26 protein-coding genes are annotated in these 26,152 nt (G+C 64.2%); 17 read left to right on the top strand and 9 right to left on the bottom strand.

Features of this window, described 5'->3' with window-relative positions; translation table 11 throughout:
* Positions 1 to 33: 33 nt before the first annotated feature.
* The 3 genes from ABEA12_RS04180 to nucS all read right to left on the bottom strand — a co-directional run bounded on the left by ABEA12_RS04180 (position 34) and on the right by nucS (position 2,665).
* Entirely contained in the window at positions 34 to 237 is a 204-nt protein-coding gene (locus ABEA12_RS04180) for a cold-shock protein (RefSeq protein ID WP_210100410.1), read from the bottom strand.
* 331 nt (positions 238 to 568) lie between these two features.
* The gene (locus ABEA12_RS04175; RefSeq protein WP_210100411.1) at positions 569 to 1,819 is read right to left on the bottom strand and encodes an N-acetylglucosamine-6-phosphate deacetylase; all 1,251 of its coding nucleotides are present in this window, start codon (positions 1,817 to 1,819) and stop codon (positions 569 to 571) included.
* Between the two features lie 150 nt (positions 1,820 to 1,969).
* Entirely contained in the window at positions 1,970 to 2,665 is a 696-nt protein-coding gene (gene nucS / locus ABEA12_RS04170; RefSeq protein ID WP_210100412.1) for an endonuclease NucS, read from the bottom strand.
* 114 nt (positions 2,666 to 2,779) lie between these two features.
* Here nucS and ABEA12_RS04165 point away from each other — a divergent pair, with 114 nt between their 5' ends.
* Complete coding sequence (locus ABEA12_RS04165; protein ID WP_210100413.1) at positions 2,780 to 3,130, top strand: hypothetical protein; 351 nt, start codon at positions 2,780 to 2,782, stop codon at positions 3,128 to 3,130.
* 16 nt (positions 3,131 to 3,146) lie between these two features.
* On the opposite strand, the gene ABEA12_RS04160 is transcribed toward ABEA12_RS04165, so the two are convergent.
* The gene (locus tag ABEA12_RS04160) at positions 3,147 to 4,430 is read right to left on the bottom strand and encodes an AI-2E family transporter (protein ID WP_345466552.1); all 1,284 of its coding nucleotides are present in this window, start codon (positions 4,428 to 4,430) and stop codon (positions 3,147 to 3,149) included.
* A gap of 223 nt (positions 4,431 to 4,653) precedes the next feature.
* On the opposite strand from ABEA12_RS04160, the gene ABEA12_RS04155 reads away from it, so the two are divergent.
* From ABEA12_RS04155 to ABEA12_RS04130, 6 genes are all read left to right on the top strand, one after another.
* A complete protein-coding gene (locus tag ABEA12_RS04155) occupies positions 4,654 to 6,354 on the top strand; it encodes a hypothetical protein (protein ID WP_210100414.1) in 1,701 nt (566 codons plus the stop codon).
* 230 nt (positions 6,355 to 6,584) lie between these two features.
* A complete protein-coding gene (locus ABEA12_RS04150) occupies positions 6,585 to 7,511 on the top strand; it encodes a tetratricopeptide repeat protein (RefSeq protein WP_210100415.1) in 927 nt (308 codons plus the stop codon).
* A gap of 171 nt (positions 7,512 to 7,682) precedes the next feature.
* Positions 7,683 to 8,462 carry an ABC transporter ATP-binding protein gene (locus ABEA12_RS04145; RefSeq protein WP_210100416.1) on the top strand — a complete coding sequence of 260 codons (780 nt, stop codon included), beginning with the start codon at positions 7,683 to 7,685 and terminating at the stop codon, positions 8,460 to 8,462.
* On the top strand, positions 8,444 to 10,006 hold the full coding sequence (locus ABEA12_RS04140; protein WP_210100417.1) for a transporter: 1,563 nt from the start codon (positions 8,444 to 8,446) through the stop codon (positions 10,004 to 10,006). Before ABEA12_RS04145 ends, ABEA12_RS04140 begins: the two co-directional genes overlap by 19 nt.
* Positions 10,007 to 10,103: 97 nt before the next feature.
* Complete coding sequence (locus ABEA12_RS04135) at positions 10,104 to 10,409, top strand: DUF3039 domain-containing protein (RefSeq protein WP_210100418.1); 306 nt, start codon at positions 10,104 to 10,106, stop codon at positions 10,407 to 10,409.
* Between the two features lie 92 nt (positions 10,410 to 10,501).
* Positions 10,502 to 12,298: a DEAD/DEAH box helicase gene (locus tag ABEA12_RS04130; RefSeq protein ID WP_210100419.1), complete on the top strand. Its 1,797-nt coding sequence runs from the start codon at positions 10,502 to 10,504 to the stop codon at positions 12,296 to 12,298.
* A gap of 97 nt (positions 12,299 to 12,395) precedes the next feature.
* Here the strand turns inward: ABEA12_RS04130 and ABEA12_RS04125 are convergent, their stop codons facing one another.
* Together ABEA12_RS04125 and ABEA12_RS04120 are read right to left on the bottom strand one after the other, a co-directional pair.
* Positions 12,396 to 13,031, bottom strand: coding sequence for an isochorismatase family protein (locus tag ABEA12_RS04125; RefSeq protein ID WP_210100420.1), 636 nt, complete (start codon positions 13,029 to 13,031; stop codon positions 12,396 to 12,398).
* A gap of 23 nt (positions 13,032 to 13,054) precedes the next feature.
* Positions 13,055 to 14,368: a nicotinate phosphoribosyltransferase gene (locus ABEA12_RS04120; RefSeq protein WP_210100421.1), complete on the bottom strand. Its 1,314-nt coding sequence runs from the start codon at positions 14,366 to 14,368 to the stop codon at positions 13,055 to 13,057.
* Between the two features lie 295 nt (positions 14,369 to 14,663).
* Between ABEA12_RS04120 and clpS the strand changes: the two genes are divergently transcribed.
* The 10 genes from clpS to ABEA12_RS18605 all read left to right on the top strand — a co-directional run bounded on the left by clpS (position 14,664) and on the right by ABEA12_RS18605 (position 22,108).
* Positions 14,664 to 14,960, top strand: a complete 297-nt coding sequence (gene clpS, locus ABEA12_RS04115; RefSeq protein ID WP_210102516.1) for an ATP-dependent Clp protease adapter ClpS — start codon at positions 14,664 to 14,666, stop codon at positions 14,958 to 14,960.
* A gap of 2 nt (positions 14,961 to 14,962) precedes the next feature.
* On the top strand, positions 14,963 to 15,532 hold the full coding sequence (locus ABEA12_RS04110; RefSeq protein ID WP_210100422.1) for a DUF2017 domain-containing protein: 570 nt from the start codon (positions 14,963 to 14,965) through the stop codon (positions 15,530 to 15,532).
* A gap of 65 nt (positions 15,533 to 15,597) precedes the next feature.
* Positions 15,598 to 16,527, top strand: a complete 930-nt coding sequence (gene murI, locus ABEA12_RS04105; protein ID WP_210100423.1) for a glutamate racemase — start codon at positions 15,598 to 15,600, stop codon at positions 16,525 to 16,527.
* Positions 16,524 to 17,435: an MBL fold metallo-hydrolase gene (locus ABEA12_RS04100; RefSeq protein ID WP_210100424.1), complete on the top strand. Its 912-nt coding sequence runs from the start codon at positions 16,524 to 16,526 to the stop codon at positions 17,433 to 17,435. Before murI ends, ABEA12_RS04100 begins: the two co-directional genes overlap by 4 nt.
* Before the next feature lie 76 nt (positions 17,436 to 17,511).
* Positions 17,512 to 18,267, top strand: a complete 756-nt coding sequence (gene rph, locus ABEA12_RS04095; RefSeq protein WP_210100425.1) for a ribonuclease PH — start codon at positions 17,512 to 17,514, stop codon at positions 18,265 to 18,267.
* Positions 18,264 to 18,899 carry an RdgB/HAM1 family non-canonical purine NTP pyrophosphatase gene (gene rdgB, locus ABEA12_RS04090; RefSeq protein WP_210100426.1) on the top strand — a complete coding sequence of 212 codons (636 nt, stop codon included), beginning with the start codon at positions 18,264 to 18,266 and terminating at the stop codon, positions 18,897 to 18,899. Before rph ends, rdgB begins: the two co-directional genes overlap by 4 nt.
* A 249-nt stretch (positions 18,900 to 19,148) precedes the next feature.
* Positions 19,149 to 19,967 carry a DUF4397 domain-containing protein gene (locus ABEA12_RS04085; RefSeq protein ID WP_210100427.1) on the top strand — a complete coding sequence of 273 codons (819 nt, stop codon included), beginning with the start codon at positions 19,149 to 19,151 and terminating at the stop codon, positions 19,965 to 19,967.
* A gap of 5 nt (positions 19,968 to 19,972) precedes the next feature.
* Positions 19,973 to 20,659 (top strand): class F sortase, encoded by a 687-nt coding sequence (locus ABEA12_RS04080; protein WP_210100428.1) that lies wholly within the window; start codon positions 19,973 to 19,975, stop codon positions 20,657 to 20,659.
* A gap of 53 nt (positions 20,660 to 20,712) precedes the next feature.
* The gene (locus ABEA12_RS04075; protein WP_210100429.1) at positions 20,713 to 21,267 is read left to right on the top strand and encodes an RNA polymerase sigma factor; all 555 of its coding nucleotides are present in this window, start codon (positions 20,713 to 20,715) and stop codon (positions 21,265 to 21,267) included.
* 430 nt (positions 21,268 to 21,697) lie between these two features.
* The gene (locus tag ABEA12_RS18605) at positions 21,698 to 22,108 is read left to right on the top strand and encodes a hypothetical protein (protein ID WP_425571729.1); all 411 of its coding nucleotides are present in this window, start codon (positions 21,698 to 21,700) and stop codon (positions 22,106 to 22,108) included.
* A 230-nt stretch (positions 22,109 to 22,338) separates the two neighbouring features.
* On the opposite strand, the gene pgi is transcribed toward ABEA12_RS18605, so the two are convergent.
* The 3 genes from pgi to gnd are packed head-to-tail and all read right to left on the bottom strand — an operon-like array spanning position 22,339 to position 25,810.
* Positions 22,339 to 24,027, bottom strand: coding sequence for a glucose-6-phosphate isomerase (pgi, locus tag ABEA12_RS04065; protein WP_210100431.1), 1,689 nt, complete (start codon positions 24,025 to 24,027; stop codon positions 22,339 to 22,341).
* A gap of 30 nt (positions 24,028 to 24,057) precedes the next feature.
* On the bottom strand, positions 24,058 to 24,732 hold the full coding sequence (locus tag ABEA12_RS04060) for an HAD family hydrolase (RefSeq protein WP_210100432.1): 675 nt from the start codon (positions 24,730 to 24,732) through the stop codon (positions 24,058 to 24,060).
* Positions 24,733 to 24,790: 58 nt separating this feature from the next.
* Positions 24,791 to 25,810, bottom strand: coding sequence for a phosphogluconate dehydrogenase (NAD(+)-dependent, decarboxylating) (gene gnd, locus ABEA12_RS04055; protein WP_210100433.1), 1,020 nt, complete (start codon positions 25,808 to 25,810; stop codon positions 24,791 to 24,793).
* Between the last annotated feature and the right edge of the window lie 342 nt (positions 25,811 to 26,152).

Genomic DNA, 26,152 nt, shown 5'->3' with positions numbered 1-26,152 from the left:
GTTGGCGAGCAGTTCAAAGATTCTGTGAAGTCTTTAGAGACCGACAACACCGGTGGCCTGGGGCCCCTTGGCGCCTTCTCCAACTTCGAATTCCACGCGCTGGTTTTCTTCCAGCGTGCGGAAACCGTTGGTCTGGATTTCCGAGTAGTGCACGAAAACGTCAGCCTCGGCGCCATCGGGAGTGATGAATCCAAATCCCTTTTCGGCGTTAAACCACTTCACGGTTCCCTGAGCCATGTATTTCTCCTCATTTAGTGCGAAAATCAGGTTGCTGCACTGTGCAGCAACCAAGAGGTACCCAAGTGAGAAGATCCATGGCGTGGAATTACCCTTTCGCCCCAGCTACTTCACACCCGCAGCACTGCTTTGGCGGGTATGGCTAACCAACACAAAGACTGAGTCAAGCATCACACAGTGGCGTGACTTGGGTCAACACCTTCGGCATGGATAGCCGGCGGAGGCTTCATATCCCGTGCTCCCGGGTTCTTGCCGTGGAGGTTCGGGCACCGCCAACCCGGACGATTTGGCCGTCCGCCCCGGTTTCGAACTGCTAACAAGTGGTTGGTGGTTAGGACTTTTGGGTGACTGCCGGGAGCTGCTCCAGGTATTCGCCGTTGCGGATGACCTGCAGCAGGTTCAGCTCGGCATCGAGCACCAGCATGTCTGCGGCGAAGCCCTGGTGCAGGCGGCCTGCTTCATCGATCAGGCCCAGGACGCTGGCAGGCACCTTGGTCGCGGAGAGCACCGCGTCGCCGAGTTCCACTCCCGCTGCCACCGTTGCGCGCAGGACATCGAGCATGCTTGCGGTTCCGCCAGCCAGGGAGCCGTTGGAGCTCAGGCGTGCTTCACCGCCGGAAACAGTCACCTTGGCCGGACCCAACTCGTACTCGCCGTCGGCCAGGCCCGTGGCGGCCATCGAGTCGGTGACCAATGCGATGGAGTCGGCCCCGACGAGCTCGTACATGGAGCGGACCATATTCGGGTCCAGATGCACGCCATCGGCGATGAGCTCGACGATGATCTTGCCTTGCGAGGCCATGCCTAGGCAGGCGGCAACGGGGCCCGGTGCACGGTGGTGCATGGGAGGCATGCCGTTGAACAGGTGGGTGACCGTCGGACGTTCGGTGAATCCGTCGACCCCGGCGCTTGCCAGTTCCTCGCGGGCCAAGGAGAGCGATTCGGTGGTCGTGGTCGCATCGGCGTCGGTGTGCCCGAGAGAGGGGACCACGCCCTGGGAGACCAGTTGTTCGAGCAATGCCTCGGTCCCGGGGCGTTCGGGGGCATAGGTCATAGTGCGTAGCTGGCCGGCAGAGGCATCGATGAGGTCATCAACGAAGTCTGGTTCCGGATCGCTGAGAAAGTCAGGGTCCTGGGCTCCGCAGCGTGCGCTGGACAGGAACGGTCCTTCGGCGTGGATCCCGGCGATCTCTCCGCGTTGGGCGAATTCGGCTAGGACCGCAGCCGCGGCGAGCATGTCGGGGCGCGAGGCAGTGACAAGCGAAGCCAGGAACGTGGTGGTTCCGGATCGGTGCAGATGCTCGATGGCCTTGGCGATGCCCTCGCGGTCCCCGGAGGGGAAGTCCCCGCCGGCTGCGCCGTGGCAATGCAGGTCGATCAGGCCGGGGATGATGATGGTGCCTTCGCGGCTTTGGCGGACCTCGTAGCTGCCGGATTCGTCGAAGAAGGAGAATTCACGCATGTCTCCGGCGAACGCAATGCGGTTGCCCTCCACGGCAACGATGCCGGTGGTGATGTCCCTGCCGGGGGAGACGAGGCGTCCGGTCAGGGCGTAACGTTTCAGTGAATCGGTGGAAGTCATGGACCCAGTCTAGGTCCGGGCCTCTTCCGGCACCCGCATATGCGCCCACAGGTTGCTGCAGGGGCAGCTGACGTGGGCAGAAGTTGGGCACGGAGCCGGACTGCTTGGCCGTCCGGAGGCATTGGTGCCTAGGGGAGCCGGTGGGCCTGCCTAGAAGAGCCGGGCCGCCACGTCGTCGAGACCGCGCATGGCGTCATAGTCAAGGACGAGGCAGTCGATCCCGCGGTCCGTGGCCAGGGTGCGGGCCTGCGGCTTGATCTTCTGGGCGGCGAAGATGCCGCGCACCGGCTTGAGCAGCGGGTCGCGGTTGAGCAGTTCAAGGTAACGGGTGAGCTGCTCGACACCGTCGATGTCGCCGCGGCGCTTGAGCTCGATGGCGACGGTGGCGCCCTGGGCGTCGCGGGCCAGGATGTCCACCGGGCCGATGGCCGTCATGTATTCGCGGCGGATCAATGTGTAGCCGGCACCGACGGTCTCGATCTGGTCGGCGAGCAGCCGTTGCAGGTCCGATTCGACCCCGTCCTTGATCAGCCCGGGATCCGTGCCCAGGTTATGGGCGGTGTCATGAAGGATCTCCTTGATGTGCACCACCAGGCGGTCGTCGGATTTCTGGTTGGCGACATGCCAGATCTCGACGTCACCCTCGGAAGCCTGCTCCTGGTCGGGTTCCAGAACACGCATCACCGCCGGTGGACTCATCCAGTTCAGCGGCTTGTAGCTGCCGCCGTCGGAATGCACCAACACCGACCCGTCTGCCTTGACCATCAGCAGGCGGGTCGCCAGGGGGAGATGGGCTCGAAGTCGGCCCTCGTAATCAACTGAACACTTGGCAATCACTAAACGCACGCAGTGAACTCTACCGGGTTTCATCCCCGCGCAGGGTGCCCGGAGCGTTGCCACGGGCATTGCCCGGGCGTGGCCGTGGCTGCAGCGACCGGGCAACTGGGGCAGAATTGCCTCATGGCCCGCTCGAATCGTCCACGTCGCTCTTCCACGCCCAAACCTCGTTCCGGCAGGGTCAATAAGTGGACCCGGCCCGGGGACCCGGGCGATGAGCCGTGGTTGGAAAAGGCGCGCTACGGGGTCCAGCGCCTGCAAGATTTGCCGGACGGGCAGTGGCACGTACGGCGGATTTCGGCGGTGGGGGCGGCCAAGACCTACAAGTGCCCCGGTTGCGGGCATTTCATCAATCCCGGGACCGAGCACCTCGTGGCGTGGCGCGCGGACCATTGGTCCGGGGATGACGCCTCGGCCACGGCGCGTCGTCACTGGCACCCCAAGTGCTGGGATTCGCGTTCTTTCCGCTACTGATTAGGAGGCCCCGGCCTTAGCGGTTGTCTTGCCGGGTGATGAAGACCTCGCGCAGGATCAGCATGACCGCAGCAGCGGTGGGAATCGCCATCAGCGCACCTGCCACCCCCACCAGCGAGCCTCCGGCGATCACCGAGATCACCGCTACGGCACCGGGGACCGAGACCGCCTTTTGCATCACGCGCGGAGAGATGAAGTACGCCTCGATTTGCAGGTAGCCGAAGTAGCAGATCGCGTAGATCGCGGTTGTCTGCCAGCCCAGGGTCAGGGAGATCAGCGAAACCAGGATTCCGGCGATCACCGCGCCAACCAGCGGGATGAATGCCAGTATCGCCACGACAAGGGTCAGCAGCGCGGCGAAGGGAACCTTCAGGATGCTCATGAGGATCAGCGCGATCGTGGCGTTGAGCAGCGCAACGAACGCCTGGCCCATGACGTAGTTGCCGACCGAACGGGTGATCGTCTCCCCGAGTTCCTCGGCGCGGGCCCTGCGCGAATGCGGGGCAAGCCGGTAGGCAAAGGACTTGATCGCGGGCATGGAGGCCAGGAAGTAGATGGCCAGCACCAGCACTATCAGCACGCCGAAGATGCTCTGCGCGATTACGCTGCCCACTCCGAGCACCCCGCCGAAGATCCCGCCGACGGCGCCGGCGTCGGAGAAGAACTTCCCGATCTCTTCGCTGAGCCGGTCCGAGAGCTGGTACTGCTTGTCGAGCGAAACGAAGAATTCCGAGCTGAGGAAGTCGTCAACGAGTTTCGGGGCGCCGTCGATGAACTGGGTTGTCTGGGCGCTGATCGTCGGGATGATGCTGCTGATGAAGCCGGCAACCAAACCCAGGAGCGCCAGCATCGTCATAAGGACCCCGACGGTGCGGGAGAACCCGTGGGCCACCAGGAAGCGGACGATAGGGTCCAATCCCAGGGCAATGAACAGCGCAATGGCGATCCAGATGACCAGCGGGCCCACATTGGTCAGCAGGAAGTAACCCAGCAGTGCAAGGCCCACCCCGACGGCGAAAAGGAATCCGAAGGCAATGGGTGTTGCCTGCGGGGAGACCTCGGTGTTTCCGGGCTGCTGCTCACCCGTGTTGCTGGTGGGGACCGGAGGGAACCCGAAGTTTTCCGGTGGTTTGACGCGCGTGCCCAATGTCTGTTGTGCCGAGCCCACCAAGCGCTGCAGCCAGGTGCGTGTGCGGTTTGGGGCAGCACCGGAGCGATGCCCGGGCATGTTCGAAGGTGCAGGCAATGACCCTTTGGCACCTGTGGGTACTTCGGCTTCGTCCCCGTCTTGAGTAGTCACAGCCCAAGCTTAATGCCCATGGGCTGGAAGTGGTGGCATTGGACGCGCTCTTCGACGGCAACGCTAATAGCCTGTTTCCGGGCCGCGGAGGAGCGTGGTGCTAGGCACATCAAGGAACCACTCGGAGGAACAAGTCGTTAGACTTATGGCGTGCCATCCTCTTTGACGATCAGGAGGGTACCCCGAGGCCGAATCTCGACCCCCCCATCCGTTAGGTGTAATTGTGCGAAAGACCTTCTCAGCGATCGCTATCTTGCTAGGGCTGGCTGCCCTGGTGCTAGGGATCGGACAGCGTACCGTTTGGGCTCCGCCCGAGACGCTGACCGCTTCCCTTGCCCAGAGCCCGGAAGCAGCCCCGGTGACACTTCTCGAAGAGGGAATCGGGACCGCCGCGGGACACCCGACGGACATCACCATCAAGGCCGACGGCAAGTTCACCGCATCGCTGGTTCGCACCGACGATGCACAGGCATGGGTTGGCAAGGCCGCCCACACCACGATTTCCGGCATCAACACCGAAGACCACGTCGTTGAGGCGACCTCCGAGACCGGGGAAGCCGAAGTGCCCAACCCCGCCGGTGCCGACCTCTTCCAGGGAACCGAAATCGCGGACAAGTCGATGACTTACCGGTGGACGAACCCGGACGAGGGATCCTGGACATTGCTGCTGGCCGCCGACGGCAAGGCCGCAGCCCCCACCGACGTCTCCGTGAGCTGGCCCGGGGACACCGCAACCCCGTTCTCCATGCCGCTGATCATCGCCGGCTCGCTGTTGCTGGTCGCCGGGATCGCCCTGGCCCTGGTCCGTACCCCGCCCCGTGGCGGATCCAAGGGCGATGGCCGCCGCGCAGCTGGCATGGGCCCCAAGGCCGGCCCGCTTCCGGAAGCAGGCAAGCCCGGTGCCAACACCGTGGCCAAGGTCGTCGCAACGGCCTCCGTGCTGGCCCTGGCGTTGGTTCCCGGGACACCAGCATTGGCCGCCAGCCAGTCTCCGGTTCCGGTTGATTCTTCGACGCAGGACACCGAGCAGGTCTTCCCCGTGGTGATGCAGCAGCAACTTGAGCGCATCCTGGGCGAGGTCTCGACCTCGGTGGCCAAGGCCGACAAGTCCAAGAACGCGAAGGACCTCGGGGAGCGCACCACCGGTGCGTTGAAGACGCTGCGCGGGCAGAACTACAAGCTGCGCAACGAGAAGATCAAGCTTGATGGCCCGTCACCCATCGACACCACCGTCATTCGCTCTGCCGCCGTGCCCACCGATGACGGTGCGAACTTCCCGCGTTCCTTGATGGTTGTCACCGCCAAGGACTCGGCCGCTTCCACGATCCCCACCGCGCTCACGCTGACCCAGGCGGGACCGCGTGAGAACTACAAGGTCGCCTTTGCCACCGCGATGCTGCCCGGTTCCACATTCCCGGGCATTGCCGTGGGCGAAAAGTCGGTGAAGCTGCTCAAGGACGATGCCTCGGGCGTTGAAATGCAGCCCAAGGCCGCGCTGTCGAAGCTCGCCGGGTTCATGGACAACGAGAAGTCCAAGGACGCCGACAAGTTCGCCAAGAATGCCTTCCTGACGTTGAACACCAAGGACCAGAATGCACTGGTGAAGGCCAACAAGGATGCGAAGATCACCTTCAAGCGTACGGTCAACGACAAGGACACCATCGTGATGGCAACCCCGGAAGGCGGCGCGCTGGTCTCGGGCAACTTCATCTCCACCACCACTGCCAAACCCAAGGAATCCGGTGGAACCATCGGCCTTGACGAGACCACCGCAAAGATCGTCGGGGTCAAGGACACCAAGAAGGGCATCGAGATCAGCTACGGCGAGCCCGTGCTTCTCCACATCCCCGCAGAGGATTCCAAGGACAAGATCTCGGTGATTGCCGCCGAGGTGATCACCAAGGATGCCAAGCTGCTGAAGTAGCAGCACGCTTTCTCCTGCGGAATCCAGGGAACGACCCGTTCCCGGTCCCAAGGCGTGGCACCACCGAATGCGGCCCATGGGCACTGCGTACCGGGGGTGCCACGTCTTTTTTCATGCAAGGAAACAGGGGTTGGGTGCGAAGTCAAGGGCGCACCGCGGCTTGTCAGCGGGCAGCTGACGGGTTTCCCCCGAGGGCTCCTGCGGCCTAAAGTGGAGGAATGACCACCAGCATGCCTGAACCCACTGCACCTTCCTCACGCGGCGCCATTGACCTGGCGGCCTTCAAGCAACCACAACCGGAGCAGCTCAACGAAACCGGCGATGCCGGCGTCCCTACGTGGGTACGCTCCGTGGACCAAGAGTTTTTCCCGGAGATCGTCGCCCTGTCACAGCAGGTGCCCGTCGTCGTTTCCCTGGGCAGCCCCCGTTCCCCGGCATCGGTGCAGCTCGATGAGTTGCTGGCCTCGGTGGTGGATGCCAAGGGCGGCACCCTCGCGATGGCCACGGTGGACGCGGAGAAGGAAGCCGCGATCGCCCAGGCGTTCCAGGTGACCCAGGTTCCGGCCGTCATCGCGCTGATCAACGGCCAGCCGGTGCCGTTGTTCCAGGGGAACGCCGAGCTGGCACAGATCCAGTCGCTCATCGAGGAACTTCTCTCACTGGGTGTCCAGAACGGTGTTGCCGGCACCATCGCGCCCCTAGGCACTTCCGCTGCCGCAGCCGGCGAAGAAGCAGCCGTGGTGCTTCCTGCGCTGCACCAGGCAGCATTGGACGCCATCGAGTCAGGTGATCTGGAAGCGGCGGAAGCCGCCTACAAGCAGGCGTTGAACGAGAAGCCCAACGACAACGACGCCTCCATCGGGCTGAACCAGGTACGCCTGCTGATGCGCACCGAGGGCAAGGACCTTGCCGCGGTGCGTGCCGCCGGTGCCGAGAACCCCGATGGCCTCGCGGCACAGATGGAAGTGGCCGATATGGACCTCATCGGCGGACACGTCGAGGATGCCTTCGCCCGGCTCGTGGGGTTCATCGGCCGTCACTCCGGTGACGAGAAGGAAGCCGGGCGCGCCCGGCTGGTCGAGCTGTACTCGGTGGTCGGCGTTGGCGACGAGCGTGTGGTCGCCTCGCGCCAGAAGTTGGCCCGCGTACTTTTCTAGGATCCTGAATCGCTCCTTGGGCCCTGGCCGGCCTCTTCGCTGATTGCGGTGAGGCCGGGGCTTGATCTGCCGCGTCCAGATCGCCTATCGGGTGCGGGCAAACGTGCCTGGTGCGGGGATTAGTCCGCAGGGATGAGGCCAAAACCCCCTCCGGCCTGTTAGCTTCGAGTCATGAGCTACTCGAACCCGGAACCGGTCACCCCGGCCCTGTCGATCAGATCCCTGGGCAAGCGATTCGGCGAAAAGGTCGCTGTCAACGGCATCAGCCTCGATGTCCCGTCAGGGTCCTTCTTCGGTCTGGTCGGACCCAACGGCGCGGGCAAGACCACCGCCTTGTCCATGGCCACGGGGCTGCTGCGTCCAGATGCCGGACAAGTGTGGGTCCACGGCATCGATGTCTGGGCGGATCCGCTGAGGGCCAAGGCCGCCATGGGCGTACTCGCCGACGGGGTACGGCTCTTCGACAGGTTGTCCGGAAGGCAGCTGGTGACGTATTCAGGGCTGTTGCGCGGCATGGACCGGGCGACGGTCGAGGAGCGCACCGAGGACCTGCTTCGCGTACTTGACTTGGAGGATGCCGGCAGCAAGTTGGTTGTTGACTACTCCGCCGGAATGACCAAGAAGATCGCGCTGGCCACCGCATTGATCCATTCCCCTCGACTGCTGGTGCTCGACGAGCCCTTTGAGGCAGTTGACCCGGTCTCCGCGGCGAACATCCGCAATATCCTCGCCGACTATGTCACACACGGCGGCACCGTCATCGTCTCCTCCCATGTCATGGACCTGGTCCAGCGGATGTGCTCGCACGTGGCGGTGATCGCCGAGGGCAACCTGCTGGCCGTCGGTACCGTGGACGAGGTCCGTGGAGAAACCACCTTGGAAGAACGCTTCGTCGAACTCGTTGGCGGACCGGGACACAACGAGGGGCTCCCATGGTTGCACACCTCCTAGGCCTCAAGCTCGTGCTGCTGCGCAACTCCTTCAGGCGCAGCCCCTGGCAGCTGGTGGGGGTCGGCATCGGTGCGCTGTACGGCCTCGGCGTCGTCGTGTCGCTGATCGCCGGCATGGTGTTCCTGGCGGACCAGGACCCGGAAATCTCCAACCTCATCTTGGTCTCCGCCGTTTCGCTGATCACCCTGGGGTGGGCCGTCATCCCGCTGGTGGCGTTCGGGGTGGATCTGACCCTGGACCCGGCGCGTTTCGCCACCTTCAGGATCCCGCGCCGCACCTTGGCCACCGGGCTACTGCTCTCGGGCTTCATCGGGGTCCCGGGGCTGCTGACGCTGGTGTTGCTGGCCAGCCAGTTCCTGGCCTGGCGCCACCATCCGGCAACCCTGCTGGCAGCGCTGCTGGGCGGTGTGCTCGCGGCGGTGATGGCCTTGGCCGTGGCCCGGCTGACCACCACCTCGATGACCAGGGTGACCGGATCACGCAAGTTCCGGGACGTCGCCGGGATCATTGCCGTGGTCCCGCTGATATTGCTGGGACCGATCATCGCCACAGCGGCCAACGGCTTCGAATCGGCGCTCGCCTGGGCGCCGAGGGTCGTTGAGGTGCTGGGCTTCACCCCGCTGGGGGTCTTCGCGGCGCTGCCCGGGGACCTGGCGGCCGGAGACTGGATGCTCGGGGCGCTGCGGCTGCTGCTCGGGCTGGCCTACCTGGGCCTCGTGCTCTGGGCGTGGGAACGCGGGCTGCACAAATCCATGGAAAACCCGATGCCTCCGCGGAGCAGTTCCAAGGCCGTGGGCATGGGTGCATTTTCGATCTTCCCCTCCAGCCCCGTAGGAGCCGTCGCCGCGCGCTGCCTCACATACTGGCTCAAGGACCCGCGCTACGCGGCCTCGATCGTGATCGTGCCCTTGATGCCGGTGCTGGTCTGGTTCGTGGCGCGGAACGATCCGCAAATCATGCTGGTCCTCGGTCCGCTGCTGGGCATCTTGATGGCGTTCGCGATTTCAGCCGACGTGTCCTACGACTCGACCGCTTTCTCGTTGCACGTGCTCACCGGAATCTCCGGGGTTGCAGACCGGACCGGTCGCGTGCTGGCCTGCGGCGTCTTCGCATTGCCGGTGACGCTGCTGGCAGCGATCCTGCCACCGGTTTTCGTGGGACGGGTGGAGTTGATGCCGGCGGTGCTGGGTATTTCGTTGTGCGGACTTCTTGCCGGACTGGGGGTGTCCTCCGTTGCCTCGGCGCGTTTCACGTATTCCGTTCCGCTGCCCGGGGACAGCCCGTTCAAGACGCCTCCGGGTGCCGGGGCGCGCCTGGCGCTGGTGCAGCTTGCCACGTTCGCAATCATGTCAGTGCTGCTGCTGCCCGCCATCGGGTTGTTGGCGGCACAGGTATTGACCGGGGATATGCTGTTCGGGTGGCTCGCCTTGGTCGTGGGCCTGGCCGAAGGAGCAGCCTTGCTACTCGTGGGAATCCGGCTCGGCGGCAGGTGGCTTGATCGGCGCATGCCGGAGCTAATGCAGGCGGTCATGGTCAACCGCTGACGCGCCCGGGAAATCGGGTGGTTTGAGGTGGGTCCTTTAGGGAGATTGGCCACGATTGCCCCCCCGGCTGCCGTGCCGGGAGGTTTGGCTTGTTAGAATGTTTTTTATGAGCATGCCCGTAGATCCGTTCCGCAATGACCCGCACACTACTTCCGGTGGCGGTGCCGCCACCATTGAGCGCACCGAATCCGCGCAGGAGGTCGAAGCGGGCGACCACGAACGCTTCGCGCACTATGTGCAAAAGGAGAAAATCATGGAGTCGGCCCTTTCCGGGGACCCCGTGATTGCCCTGTGCGGGAAGGTCTGGACACCGGGCCGCGATCCGAAGAAGTTCCCCGTATGTCCCGAGTGCAAGGAAATTTACGAAGGACTCTCCGGCGGCGGGGACAAGGACAAGAAGTAGCGTTTCTTCCACGCAGCACAAGTTGACCCAACCCGCTTGCGCGCTGTTTTGCGCCCTAGCGGGGAATATTCCAGCGCCGTGGAGGTGGATGCATGACCGATACCCTGTTCTCACTTGCAGATAAGTTGCCCATGGAGGACCGCCTCCCTCCGGCATACCCGGAGCGGGCGGCATGGGGCACCGGAGCGAAGCTTCGTGCCTGGCAGGCGGAAGCCTTGGACAAGTACTTCACCACCAATCCACGGGATTTCATGGCCGTGGCAACCCCCGGTGCCGGCAAGACGACCTTTGCACTGCGACTGGCCAAAGTGCTGGTGGACGCCAAGACGATCAATCGCATCATCGTGGTCGCGCCCACAGACCACCTCAAGAAGCAATGGGCCGACGCAGCGGCTCGCGTGGGACTGGCGCTGGACCCGAACTTCAAGAATTCCGATGGCCGCCACGGAGCGGACTACATCGGCGTCGTGGTGACCTACTCCCAGGTTGCTTCCAAGCCGCTGTTGCACCGCGCCAAGACCGAGGCTGCACGCACCTTGGTGATCCTGGACGAGATCCACCACGGTGGTGATGCGTTGTCGTGGGGAGAAGGTATCCGCGAGGCCTTCGAGCCCGCCACCCGCCGCGTGTCGCTGACCGGTACACCGTTCCGCTCGGACACCGCCGCGATCCCTTTTGTCGAGTACGCCGAGGGCCACGACGGCATCCGTCGTTCGAAGGCCGACTACACCTATGGCTACGGCAGCGCCCTGAAGGACCATGTGGTGCGCCCGGTGCTGTTCATGGCCTACTCCGGGTACATGCGCTGGAAGACCAGCTCGGGCGAGGAAATGGAAGCCCAGCTCGGCGAGGGCTTCACCAAGGACATCACCGCCCATGCCTGGCGCACTGCACTGGACCCGGCTGGGGACTGGATCCCTGCGGTGCTTGCTGCCGCCGACAAGCGCCTGACCCAGGTGCGGCGCACGGTGCCGGACGCCGGGGCGATGGTGATCGCCACCGACCATGAAGACGCGCGCGCCTACGCCGAGCAGCTGGAAAAGATCTGCGGGGAGAAGGTGACCGTGATCCTCTCCGACGACTCGGGTGCCTCGAAGAAGATCGATGAATATTCCGCCGGCGATTCCCGCTGGATGGTTGCCGTGCGCATGGTCTCCGAGGGCGTCGACGTGCCGCGGCTCTGCGTTGGCGTGTTCGCCACCTCCACCTCTACCCCGCTGTTCTTCGCCCAGGCCGTCGGTCGTTACGTGCGAAGCCGCAGGCGCGGCGAGGTGGCCAGCATCTTCCTGCCCTCGGTGCCGGTGCTCATGGCGTTGGCCAATGAGATGGAAACCGAGCGGGACCATGCGCTGGATCGCCCGGAGCAGCACTTCCAGGACCCCGACTACAATCCCGAGGATGCCCTGGTTCAGGAGGCCAACCGCGAGGAGAAGGCCAGCGACGCACTGATGGGCCAGAAGTTCGAGGCGCTGAACTCCAGCGCCTCCTTCGACAGGGTGCTCTTTGACGGCGGCGAGTTCGGCACCGGTGGAGCAGTGGGCTCCGAGGAAGAGCAGGACTTCCTGGGGATTCCCGGGCTGCTGGATGCCGACCAGATGGGCGTGCTGCTGCGCCAGCGACAGGCCGCACAGGTCTCACGGCGCCAGGGCCGCAAGTCCGAGGAAGAAGAAGCCCCGGAGCCGCAGGTGGATCACCGGGCGTTGATGGAGATGCGGTCGACGCTCTCGAAGAACGTCTCGGCGTGGAGTGCGCGCACCGGCACCCCGCACGGTGTCATCCACACCAAGCTTCGCGAGGTGTGCGGGGGACCTGCCGTGGCCCAGGCCAATGCCGAGCAGCTTCAAAAGCGCCTGGCAAAGCTGCAGGGCTGGTTCATCGGAAAGAAATAGCCACGAAAAACGCCGTATGGCCAGGAAGACGGAGGGTTCCGGTTTCCTGGCCATACGGCGTTTTGGGCTTCGGGGCCTTGTGGCTCGTGCCGCCGGCCTAGCCCAGCGACAGGACGGTGACCTCGGCGTCGCGCAGCTCCTGGAGCACGTCGGCGGTTTTCTCCGGGTGCACTGCAGCGGTCAGCGGGGAGATCACCGTGGCGGAAAACCCCTGGGCCTTCGCGTCAAGGGCGGTTGCGCGCACGCAGAAGTCGGTGGCGATGCCCACGATGTCCACATCGGTGATGCCGCATTCGCGCAGCCAGTCTCCCAGCAGCGCCCCGGACTCATCGGCGTCGGCACTGCCCGGCTCGGCCAACAACCCCTCGAATCCCGAGTACGCAGCAGTAAACCGGCCCTTGCGGAAGTAGTGGCCGATGAATTCGGATGCCTCTGCAAGAGCCGGATGCATCAGGGCACCTGATTGCCCGGCAACGCAGTGCACCGGCCAGGAATCGAGGAAGTCGGGTTCGGTGGAAAAATGGGTTCCCGGATCGATGTGCCAGTCCTGCGTGGCAATCACCTGCGTATAGCTTTCGGCGCGTTCGCGCAGGTCGGTGGCAATCGCGGTGGCAACGGCCGCTCCGCCTTCCACGCCCAGGGACCCGCCCTCGCAGAAGTCGTTCTGCACATCGACAATGATCAATGCCCGCGGTGCCGGTTGCCCTGGCTCGCTGATTGGTTCTTGGCTCATATGGCCTTATCCTTCCGCCGTGCTTAGTTTTCGTCTATGAAGTGGGTGGGGATCACTGGTTCGCCGCGCTGCAGGCGGCGGGAACTACCGGGCATCTCCTGGATCGAATCGTTGTGGCGCGCCACGGCACGGCGTACGCCTTCGGCCCCGGCGTAGCTGAAATCGATCTCGCCCGCGCTCACGAATTGGGTCAGCAGCGCGCGGTCGTTCGCATCCGTTGGCGGGATCTCTCCGATGCCAATGAGTTCATCTGTGGCCCGTCCACGTTCGTTCAATCGGCGTACTGCGTACTTTCGTCCGCCCACGGAGGTCTTGTTCGTCGCGGCCTTCGCGACATCGACGAACTCGCCGTTGTCGTTTTGGCGGGAAACCAGCTTGTAGACCATCGAGGCCGTGGGGTACCCGGAACCGGTGACCAGCGAGGTGCCCACTCCGTAGGCGTCCACGGGGGCCGATTGCAGCGCGGCGATCGCGTATTCGTCGAGGTCGGAGGTGACCATGATGCGGGTGTTCTCGTTGCCCAGGTCATCGAGCAGCGTCCGAACCCAGCGCGCCTGCTCGACCAGGTCCCCGGAATCCAGGCGTACGGCGCCGAGCTCCGGGCCGGCCACCTCCACGGCGGTGCGCACACCGGCTTCCACGTCGTAGGTGTCAACCAGCAACGTGGTGTCCGCACCAAGGGAGGCAACCTGGGCCTGGAACGCGGCGCGCTCTGAATCATGGAGCAGGGTGAAGGAGTGCGCCGCGGTTCCCACGGTCTTGATCCCGTAGCGGTGCCCCGCTTCGAGGTTCGATGTCGCGTGGAACCCGGCGATGACTGCGGCGCGTGCCGCGGCAACGGCAGAATGCTCCTGCGTGCGCCGCGATCCCATTTCGATGCACGGACGCTCTCCCGCGGAGGCAATCATGCGTGATGCGGCAGAGGCGATGGCCGAGTCGTGGTTCAGCGCCGAGAGGATGAAGGTCTCCAGCACGCAGGCCTCGGCGAACGTCGATTCGACACTGAGCACCGGGGAGTTGGGGAAGTAGATTTCTCCTTCGGCGTATCCGTGGACGTTTCCGCCGAAGGAGAAGTTCTCCAGGTACTTCACGGTGGTGGCGTCCACGACCTTGGTGTCCGAGAGGAAGCGAAGCTGTTCGTCAGTGAAACGGAAGTCCTTGATTCCCTCCAGGATCCGGCCGGTGCCTGCCACCACGCCGTAGCGCCTGCCCTCGGGCAGCCTGCGGGCGAACGCCTCAAAGACGCTGGGGCGGTGGGCTGCTCCCGAGTGCAGGGAAGCCTGCAGCATCGTCAATTCGTAGTGGTCGGTGAACAATGAGGTTGACTGCTGCCACATAGCAGGTGGGCTCCTCGCAACGGGGGGGGATTGGGACGGAAATCGCGTAAGGCGGGTGTTTGCGCCGTTGACCGGCTCGTTGGCCGCACAGCCACGGGGCCGCAGCTGGCGGGGCCCAAACGGCATCGAATACGCAAACGTTAGTAGTCACTCTAGACCCGTCACGCCCAACAGGGCGCTCCGGGTTCCGTGTCCGCGCGCTTGCACTGGTGATGAAGCGGCGCCATACGCCGCTGGCTGCGCTGCCGGGTTCGCATCTTTGCTGCCCGGTCGTAGAATGGATTCTATGCCAACCATGACTGCGATGCCCGATGTGCTTGAGCACGTGGAGCAGGTACAAGCACACGAACTAGATCAGCCCTACAACTTGATTGTCTGGAACGACCCGGTCAATCTCATGAGCTACGTCAGCTACGTCTTCCGTTCCTACTTCGGCTACTCCGAGTCGAAAGCGGAGAAGCTGATGATGCAGGTCCATCAGGACGGCCGCAGCACCGTGGCCACCGGAAGTCGCGAGAAAATCGAGACCGACGTGAGCGCCATGCATGGCTTCGGACTGTGGGCCACCCTGGCGAAGGCGGATGCTGCCTAGATATGGCACGGGCATTCAGAAGTACACGACGCGGATACTCGGCGAGCTTCGAGGCCGCCGAACGCCAGTTGCTCCGTGGCCTATTCCAGGACGTCATCACGTTGCTGGAACCCGAACGGACCGAGGACGAGGATCCGCTCTGGGCGATGGTCGGGCTGGACCCGCACGCACACAAGGCCGATTTCGCCGCCCCCACGGACAGCGCCACCAAGCGCCTGCTGCCCGATGCCGACCCGGATGACGCGCAAGTCTCGCTGGAATTCCGCCGGCTTTCCGAACGCGGCATCCGTGAGTCTAAGATCGGTGCGCTGCGTGAAGCAGCACTGTTGCTCGAATCAGGCAACGTCCTGCTCAGCGACGAAACGGCCCCGCGCTTTGCCGCCGCGCTGAACGATGTACGCCTGGTGCTGGCCGAACGGCTGGGTTTGGTGGACGAGCAAGACGCAGCACGGATCCATGCCCAGGATGACTGGTCGAAAGCCGAAAGCGTCGATGAATACTTGGCGCTGGTCTACAACTTCGTCAGCTGGCTGCAGGAATCACTGATGCAGGCACTGCTGAAATCATTGTGAGCCGGGCAACACTGTGTCGGGCTTGCTGGCTGTTGGCCCGATAAACCACGTAGGCTTCTTAGACCATGACAAGTGTGTCCCCTAGCGATAAGCGACCATCCGAGCGGCCCCGGGCAGATGCCCCGTTGGGGATCTTCGACTCCGGGGTCGGCGGCCTGACCGTTTCACGCGCCATCATTGACCAGCTCCCGGGCGAATCCACGCTCTATGTCGGGGACACCGCGAACTCACCCTACGGGCCGCTGCCGATCGCCCAAGTGCGGGCCAACGCCTTGGGCGTGATGGATGAACTGGTCGATGCCGGGGTCAAGCTGCTGGTGATTGCCTGCAACTCCGCCTCCGCCGCCGTGTTGCGCGATGCACGCGAACGCTACACCGCTCGCTACGGGATCCCCGTGGTCGAAGTCATCCAACCGGCCGTGCGCCGCGCCGTTTCGGCGACACGCAACGGAAAGATCGGGGTCATCGGGACCCTGGCAACCATCGGCTCCCGTGCCTACGAGGATGCGTTCGCCGCAGCCCCGCACTACTCGATCACCTCCGTTGCCTGCCCACGTTTCGTCGAGTTCGTGGAAAACGGGATCACCACCGGGACCGAGCTCATGGAAACCGCCGAGGCCTACCTTGCTCCGCTCAAGGAAGCCGGCGTGGACACCCTGGTGCTGGGCTGCACCCACTATCCGCTGCTCACCGGCGCGATCTCCTACGTCATGGGCCAGGACGTCACCCTGGTCTCCAGCGCCGAGGAAACGGCCAAGGACGTCTATCGCGCGCTGATGGGCAACGACCTGGCACGCACCGGGGAAGAAGAACCCACGCACCAGTTCCTCGCCACGGGCGACGCAACGAGTTTTGAGATCCTGGCCAGGCGCTTCCTGGGCCCGGAAGTGCTCGCGGTCGAACAAGTCGACCACGTCGCAGCCCACTATCCGACCGGCTCCATCTCGATGATTACCCCGCAGATGGTGGCCCATTCGAAAGCGAGTGCCTCATGAAGCTGACGATCATTGGCTGTACCGGGTCTTTCCCCGGTCCGGGATCACCTGCCTCCTGCTACCTGATCACCGCGTTCGACGGCGAACGCGACTGGAAAATCCTGCTGGATTTGGGCTCCGGGGCGTTGGGCGTGCTGCAGCGATACACGGACATCAAGGATCTTGACGCGATCTTCATCTCGCACCTGCACCCGGACCACTGCATGGATCTGTGCGGCATGCACGTGGCCATCCGCTGGGACCCGGCGGGCTGGGGTCGGGAGAGGATGCTCGTGCACGGACCTGCCGCCACGGCGGATAGGATGGCCACCGCCTATGGTCTTGCGCTGGAAGAGGGAATGCACCCCGACTTCGATTTCCAGCACTGGAGCGCGCACGAACCGGTGAAGATCGGGCCGTTTTCCATCACCCCCTACCCGGTGCGCCACCCCATCGAGGAATCGTACGCCCTTCGTGTGGAGGCCACCGAGCCGATGGCCGACGGGACGATGCAAACCAGCGTGCTGACGTATTCGGGCGACACGGACTCCTGTCCGGAACTCGTTGAAGCGGCCCGTGGGGCCGACATGTTCCTGTGCGAAGCGGCCTTCGAGGAGGGCCGCGACGATGCGATCAAGGGCGTACACCTCACTGGACGCCGTGCCGGCCAGGCAGCGACCGAGGCCGGGGCCGAACGCCTGCTGCTGACCCACATCCCCGTGTGGACGGATATCAACACCGTGGTCAACGAGGCCAAGGAGGTCTACTCCGGGGGCATCGCCGTGGCGGTCTCCGGTGTCACTTACGGGGTGTTCTCCGGCTCGCAGCTGGGCACCCCCAAGTCCCTTCCCACTGCACCGGTCTCCATCGTGCGCTCGTCTCCGAACCGCGAGTGGCAGGGAACCAAGTCCAGGTCCAAGCGCAAGTAGCAACACTCTTTACCGATCTGCATCGACCTGGTCGGGTTGACGTGGCGGGCACGGCACGGAGACTAGACTTGAAGCCATGACTTCAGCACCAAGCACCCCAACAGTGCGCGCCGACGGGCGCGCAGTCGACCAACTCCGTGAGATCACCATTACCCGTGGTTGGTCCAAGCAAGCCGAGGGTTCGGCCTTGATCGAATTCGGCAACACCAAGGTGCTGTGCACCGCCTCCTTCACCGAGGGCGTGCCGCGCTGGCTCAAGGGCCAGGGCGCCGGCTGGGTCACCGCCGAGTACGCCATGCTGCCCCGGGCCACCAACACCCGCAACGGCCGCGAGTCGGTCAAGGGCAAGATCGGCGGACGCACCCATGAGATCTCCCGGCTGATCGGCCGATCGCTGCGCGCGGTCATCGATACCAAGGCATTGGGTGAGAACACGATAGTGCTGGACTGCGACGTATTGCAGGCAGACGGCGGAACCCGCACCGCGGCGATCACCGGAGCCTACATCGCACTGGCCGAGGCCATCGAATGGGCCAGGGAAAACAAGCTGGTACGCAAGAACGCGACGGTGCTCACCGATTCCGTCGCTGCGATCTCCGTGGGAATCATCGATGGCACCCCGATGCTGGACCTTCCCTACGAGGAGGACGTGCGCGCCGAGACCGACATGAACGTCGTGGTCACCGGTGCAGGTGACTTCGTCGAGGTCCAGGGCACAGCAGAGGGCGCAGCATTCAACCGAGCCGAACTGGACTCCCTGCTTGACCTGGCATTGCTGGGCACCACCGAGCTGGGAAGCATCCAGCGCGCAACCCTGGGCCAAGACGCGTGAGTCCAGCCCCGCGGCTGGTACTGGCCACCCACAACCAAGGCAAGCTCAGGGAACTTCGCGAGCTGCTGCGCGACCAGGTCCCGGGACTTGATGTCGACACCCAGGTCGTCGACGCCGGCGCGGTGGGGGCCCCGGATATCGTTGAGGATGAAGTGACCTTCGAGGGCAATGCGTTGCTCAAGGCCCGTGCGGTATGCGACGCCACCGGGCTGGTGGCCATTGCCGATGATTCCGGCCTTTCGGTCGCCGTGCTCGGAGGGGCCCCGGGAATCTTCTCCGCGCGTTGGTCCGGCAAGCACGGGGACGACGAAGCGAACATTGATCTGCTGCTGGGACAACTCGGCGACATCGCTGAGAAACACCGCAGCGCCTCGTTTGTCTGCGCCGCTGCCCTTGCAACCCCCGCGGGCCTGGTGGCTGTGGAGCTTGGGCACCTTGCCGGCACGCTGCTGCATGAGCGCCGGGGCACCGGCGGGTTTGGCTACGACCCGATCCTTCAGCCTGCCGGCTACGAGGTCTCCGTGGCAGAACTTTCCGCTAAGGAAAAGAACGCGATCAGCCACCGCGGCCGCGCTTTCCGGGCGTTGCTGCCGCAGATCGTGAAGGCACTTGCCGGGCAAGATGCAACGTAGAGGTTGACGCCTCCTCGTCGGCAGCCATAGAAGCGACCCGTGACCGGCATTGCGCCGGCGGCGGGTCGCCCTCTTGCGCACAGGCTGACGGATCCCAGGCCATGGGAAATGATGTGCCGCATGTGGCCGGAGACGAGGAACGGCTATTAAAAAACTTCTTTGCATCTTCTGCATCCAAGGTGCCGACTTCGGGGGAAGTAAGGGATATCACACCAACTCCCCTGATGGGGCATCTGGAAGGTAGACACCATGCGCAAGAGAACCACCATCATCGCAGCGGTCGCAGGATTCAGCATGATCGGCCTCGGGGCGGCGCCCGGGTATGCTGCCCCGAGCGACGCGCAGCTCTCCGTTTTCCACGGGGTCCCGGACCTCCCGGTCGATGTCTACGTCAACGGCAAGCTGACCCTTGATGATTTCAAGCCCGGCGACATGGCAGGCCCGCTGGAACTTGCCGAGGGCACCTACACGGTGGCCATCACCGCAGCGGATGCCAAGGATGACAGCTCCCCGGCCATCGGCCCCGTTGACTTGAAGCTTGCCGCGGGTGGAAGCTACACCGCAGCGGCGCACTTGGGCGCCGACGGCAAGCCCACCGCCACCCTGTTCACCAATGACACCTCCAAGGTCAAGGCGGGAGACGGACGTCTCACGGTCCGCCACGTGGCAGCCGCACCGGCCGTCGATGTGCTCGCCGGCAAGGACGCGGTGATCACCGGGCTGGAAAACCCCAATGAGGAAAAGCTCGTTCTGCCCGCAGGCACAGTCTCCGCGTCCGTCGCCGCTGCCGGCACCACCGATCCATTGATCGGACCCGCCGACGTCATGGTCAAGGAAGGCACCGGCACGATTGTCTACGCCTGGGGCAGCTTGGACGATGACAACCTTGCCTTGGCCACCCAGTCGATCTCCGGACTCGGCTCGGCCCCGGGCGGGGTGCCGACCGGCACCGCCGAGGTCAAGGACCCCATGGCCGCACAGGGACTGCTCGTTGGTTTCGGCGCGATCCTTTTGGCAGGCTTCGCCTTCTTCGGTCGCAAGCTGCGTCCGGCAACCATCCGAAAGTAGGCATCATGAACCGGCTTCCCGGCATCGCCGCGGTGGCCCTGATCGTGCTCGGGGGCGCAACTTCAAGTGTGTCCCCGCGCACCGCCGGCGGCCTCCTTCCCCCCAGGGGGGTCGCCACCGTCAGTGCGCCGGCGTCGTCATCGCTTTCCCCCATGAAGCGAACGGCGCCGGCCCCTGCGCCTGTGCAGGTCCTGCCCGAGATCCAGGTCAAGGACGCAAGCGTCAAGCCCGCCGGCAAGGCCCTTCCTGCACCTGCCCGGATCCGCTATCCCGCCATCAAGGCCGACATGCTCGCATCGGAGGTGGGCATTGCCGAGGACGGGGCCATGGAAGTGCCCGATGACGCGGCGATCGCGGGCTGGTACCGGTACTCGGCGGCTCCATCGGATAAATCCGGGAGCACCATCATTGCCGCGCACGCGGGATCCATTCCGACCCCTCGCGGACCGCTCTACGACCTGCGTGAATCGCGCGCGGGCCAAACGATCGAAATCGTCGACACGAAGGGTGCGACAAGCCTCTGGAAAGTCGCTGACGTGGAACAACTACACAAGGAAACCCTTGACCTGGGTCCGTATTTCTCCGATACGGGGGAGCGGAAACTCGTGCTTTTTACCTGCGGGGGGCGCTGGGACAAGGACCGACAAAGCTACGACGACAACATCATTGTCACGGCCATCCCGGCAGGATAGTATCCATGCCATGGCCTCAGCGCTCTGCGCAGGGCCCTTGGGTGGAGGTGGGGATGGATTCGCAGGATGTCGAGGCGCTTGGCCGAGCCTTCTGCGCCGGTGATCCCGAAGCCATGCGGGGCGTCTACGAAAGGTTCTCCCCGCTGGTTTTCACCTTGGCACTGCGTGCGGTGCAGAACCGGCAGGATGCCGAGGACATCGCTCAGCAGGTATTCGTAGCCGCATGGCGTTCCCGCGGGGCTTTTGACCCCGCCAAGGCGGCACTGGGCCCCTGGCTGGTGGGGATCACGCGGAACAAGATCCACGATCTCTATGACCTGCGTACCCGTTCCCGACGAAACGAATCAGCGGTGGTCGAAACGGTCCATGCAGAGCAAAGCACGACCGATACAGAGTCCAACGTGCTTGACCGCGTCCTCGTGCTAGATGCGCTTGAGCGGTTGGGATCGCCGCAACGGGAGATCCTTCATTTGGCTTTCTTAGGCGATCTGACACACGCGACCATCGCTGAGAGAATGAACCTGCCCTTGGGAACGGTTAAGTCACACATCAACAGGAGCCTGAGAAAGCTCCGGGAAGCAATGGCGGTGAGCGATGCGACATCTTGATGATGATGAACTTGCCGACATCGCCTTGAACGGCTTGGCCAGCCTAGAGCCTGGAGCACGTCTGCACCTGGATTCCTGCCCGGATTGCTCGGTCGAGGCCGAGGCGTTTTCGTCGGTGGGTTCGGTGGCGCGCAGCGAAGACTCACTTGAGCGACCGCCGGCCAGCGTATGGGAGCGCATCGCCCTGGAGCTGGATGAAGAGTTGAGTGCTTCTTCGCAAGAACCATCCCTTGTTTCTGGCGAGACGAGCTCGAGAAGTGCCCGATCCGACGATGGAACCGCAATGCCCGCGGCTGGGTTTGGCGTTGATCATCTACGGGCGCACGGGAAGAATTCGCCCCGCATATCGCGGAGTACGCATCCGGCCTCACCTCGCGAGAGGGGCAGTGGACGCGGACGCAAACGGACGAAGGTCTGGATTGCCGGCGCAGTGGCGATCAGCTTCGTGCTCGGCGGGGTAGTTGCCGTGGGGATCGTGCAATTCAGCGGCCGCGACAAAACCGACGTCGTCGAACAGGCGGCCCTGGAGCCGTTGCCCGGATGGAACGCCCGCGGCACGGCGCGTGTGGAAGACAGCGCCGGGAAACTGCAGTTGGTGGTTGACCTTCCGGATAATCAGGTCTCGGGATTCCGTGAGGTTTGGCTTTTGGACCTGGCGGGCAAGACACCTGGATTGCTGAGCGTCGGTGCCCTCAACGGCGACCAAGGGGTCTTTGACCTGCCTCCCGGGGTGGACCTTGCGCAATACAACATCGTGGACGTGTCCAACGAACCCTTTGACGGCGATCCCTCCCACAGCACCGACAGCATCGTGCGCGGCGAACTGGGAGCGGTCGGCTGATCAACCGCCCGCTGCCACGTGGGAATTTGGGACTGCTTGCGCAGTCGACCCGACGTCACCGTTCCTGAACGGAAATAGCATGGGGTGCGTAGACGATACCTGTGTAGAAACTAGATCGTGCTCGTGCCGATATTTTTTCCTTGCCGACCCAACCCCGCGGAGCCGTGCCGGCGGCATGGACGTTGTTGCTCTCCGGCCGGAAGCGGAAATTCTTTGGTGCACGAAGGAATTTACCCGGTGCTACCGCGGCCTCGGCCGGAGCGATAGCGGCGGACCAGCTCTGCGGTGGAAGCATCGTGGTCCATCGAGGGGACCTCATCGGCGGTGAGCTCCTCGGCAATGGTGCCGGCCAAGAGCTTGCCCAGTTCCACTCCCCATTGGTCGAAGGAATCCACGTCCCAGATCACGCCTTCGGTGAAGACCTTGTGCTCGTACAAGGCAATCAAGGTGCCCAGGCTGCGTGGGTCGAGGCGGTCAAGGAGCAAGGTGGTGGATGGTTGGTTGCCTTTGCAGATACGATGCGGGATCTGGTCCTTCGGTGAGCCGGCCTCGCGCAGCTGCGCGGCCGTTCGGCCGAATGCCAGCCCTTCAGCTTGGGCAAAAACATTGGCCGCCAGCAGGTCGTGCTGGTGGCCAAGATCGCTCAGCGGCTCGATCACGGCGATGAAGTCGCACGGGACCAACTTGGTTCCTTGGTGCAGTAGTTGATAGAACGCGTGCTGACCGTTGGTCCCCGGCTCACCCCAGATGACCTGCCCGGTCTGCTGGTCCACCTGCTCACCGGAGCCGGTGACATGTTTCCCGTTGCTTTCCATTTCCAGCTGCTGCAGGTAGGCGGGAAAATGTGCGAGGTAGTGGCTGTAGGGGAGTATGGCTTGGGACGCGGCACCCAGGAAATTGTTGTACCAAACGGAGACCAGCCCCATGATCACGGGGATGTTGCGCCCGAGCGGTGCGGTGCGAAAATGCTCGTCGACGTCGTGGAAACCGCCGAGCATCTCGGTGAAGTTTTCCGGGCCGATCGCGACCATCAAGGACAGGCCGACGGCGGAATCGATGGAATACCGCCCGCCCACCCAGTCCCAGAAACCGAACATGTTCTCCGGATCGATACCGAATTCGGTGACGCCGTGGGTATTGGTGGACACCGCGACAAAGTGCCGGGCGATGGCCGAGTTGTCACCGCCGAGTCCAGACAGTATCCATTCACGGGCGGTGGCGGCGTTGGTGAGCGTTTCCAGGGTGTGCCAGCTCTTGGAACTGATGATGAACAGCGTCTGTGCCGGGTCCATGTCCCGGGTCGCTTCGGTGAACTCGGCTCCGTCGACGTTGGAGACGAACTCGAGCCGCAGGCCCCTGTCGCTGAACGCACGCAGCGCCTGGCAGGCCATCCGCGGACCCAGGTCCGACCCACCGATCCCGACGTTGATGACGTTGCGGATGCGCTGGCCGGTGTGTCCGGTCCATTGCCCGTTGCGGAGATTGGTGGCGAAGGCCGCCATCTTGTCCAGCACCTGGTGGACCTCGGGCACCACGTTCACGCCGTCAACCAGGATCCTTGCCTCACGCGGTGCGCGCAATGCGGTGTGCAGCACGGCGCGGTCTTCCGAGACGTTGATCTTTTGCCCCTCGAACATGGCCGCGATCTTTTGGCGCAAACCGCACTGCTCTGCAAGGTCGAACAACAATTCCAGGGTCTCGCCGTTGATCCGGTTCTTGGCGAAGTCGGCATAGAGCCCCGGAGTCTCGAGGGCTAGAGCGCCGCAGCGCTCCGGATCAGCGTCGAATAGCTTTTGAAGGGTCACCCCGCGCATCGCTTCGGCGTGGCTATGCAGGGCGCGCCAGGCGGAAAGCCCCGTGCGGCCGGAGGCATCGGCGGAGCATTCGGGCTCGTGGTTTTCGGTGCTTGACGTGGACATCGTCTTCCTCCTGGTGGTGCAGTGAGCGCTCTAGAGGCCCGGAAACGGTTCGGTGAGCGAGGCCAGTACGTGGTCGGCCTGGGCCGCGCGCAGCTCGTCGGGCCCGTAGTTGCCGGTGGCGACCCCGACGGCGGTGGCACCGGCGGCACGTGCGGATTCGACGTCGTGCGGGGTGTCGCCGACGACCAACACCTCCCAAGGGGCAAGGTCGCAGCCGTGCAGCCGCGCCGCCTTGGAGATGGCATACCGGGTCACTTCGGCTCGGTCCGGGGAGTCAGAGCCATAGGCGCCAAAGACAAAGTAGCGGTTGAGTTTCCCCGGATCCATCTTGATCCGTGCAGCGCCCTCCATGGCCCCGGAGATCACCCCGAGGATCACCCCGGCATCGGAGAGCCGGTCCAGCAGCTCCCGAGCACCCTCCAGAACCTTGTAGCCCTCCGCGGCCCAGATGTCCTCGGAAAGATGCCAGAGATACTTTGAATACAGCCGTGCCATTTCTTGGTGGGTCGGATCGCGGCCCAGCACCGCCTTGAACGTTGCACGGCCCACCTGGGGATCGGTCTCCCCGGCGGAACTGTGCTCGCCGATGTCGGCACGTACCCCGTGGAGCTTCTCAAAGGCCCACGCCCAGCTCCGGGTTCCGGATCCACCGGTGTGCACCAGGGTTTCATCGATGTCGAACAGTACCGCTATCGGCTGCTTCATGACGCCAGCTTCCCCTTGCTTCTGGTGTGCTCGTCTCCGCGTTGGGCGCGGGACCTGGCTAGGTGGAGGGTTTCTCGTCGTGCCCACCGAATTCCTTGCGCATTGCCGACAGTGCACGGTCCGCGAACTCGTCGAGACGCCGCGAGGAGAACCTGGAGTCCAGTGCGGCGTTGAGGATGGGTGCCGGAACGCCTTCGTCGATGGCCGCGATGGCCGTCCAGCGCCCCTCCCCGGAATCCGAGACCCTTCCGGCATAGTCCTGAAGGTCGGCGGACTGGCGCAACGCCGCCGCGTTGAGATCGATCAGCCAGGAACCGATCACGGTGCCACGGCGCCACACCTCGGCGACCTCGGGAAGGTCAAGATCGTAGCGGTAGTATTGCGGATCCTCCATGGGTGCGGTCTCGGCGTCGCCGTTCTGGGACTGGCTTCCGATGTTCGCCTTGTGCAGGATGTTCATGCCTTCGGCGATAGCGCCCATCATTCCGTATTCGATGCCGTTGTGGACCATCTTCACGAAGTGCCCGGCTCCGCTGGGCCCGCAGTGGAGGTATCCCTGTTCTGAGGTGGACACCTCCCCGTCACGTCCGGGGGTGCGTTCGGCGGCTTCCACACCCGGGGCCAGCGAAGCGAAGACCGGCTCTACCTGGGCGAAGGCGTCCGCTTCCCCGCCGATCATCAGGCTGTACCCGCGATCCAGCCCCCACACCCCGCCGCTGGTGCCGCAGTCGAGGAGACGGATCCCATGTTTGGCGAGTTTTTTCCCATGGCGGATGTCGTCGCGGTAGTAGGAGTTGCCGCCGTCAATGACGATGTCCCCGGAGTCCAGTGCGTTGGCCAGCGAATCGATCACCGAGGTGGTGATCTTGCCGGCAGGCACCATCACCCACACCGCCCGGGGCGCGGCCAGGGCCTTGGCCAGTTCCTGGACCGAACCCGTTCCGGTGGCACCTTCGCCGGAAAGGGACTTGACCGCCTTGGGATCGGGGTCGTAGACGATGCATTGGTGCCCGTCGCGCGATAGCCGCCGGACAAGGTTCGCACCCATCCTGCCCAGACCGATCATTCCTATCTGCATGGCGCTCTCCTAGCCTCTGTTCCCGGGCGCAACCCAGGACTTTTTGGTGATTGCGGATCCCGCTTCAGCGCACCGGTGCACGGCCGCGGGGAAGGGAAGGCCGTGGTGGTGTTCGTCCCCGCGCGGAGTGTGGGGAGATTCTTCGCGGGACAGGGTTGCCAAGTGGCTGCGAGGTACACCGCATCCACGGCGGTCACGTGCTTGGACCTGCATCGCCTGCCGTTTCGAGCACCCGCTGAGCGACGCAAACATCTGGTGCCATCGCCTTGGGTGGCACCTGCACGCGGGAAACGCGTTGGCTGTGTTTGCGGTTCTTCTCGTCGTAGTCATTCTTATCCCGGG

The sequence above is a fragment of the Paeniglutamicibacter antarcticus genome (assembly GCF_039544305.1).
Lineage (GTDB): Bacteria > Actinomycetota > Actinomycetes > Actinomycetales > Micrococcaceae > Paeniglutamicibacter > Paeniglutamicibacter antarcticus_C.
This window is presented reverse-complemented; position numbering and strand designations above follow the sequence as displayed.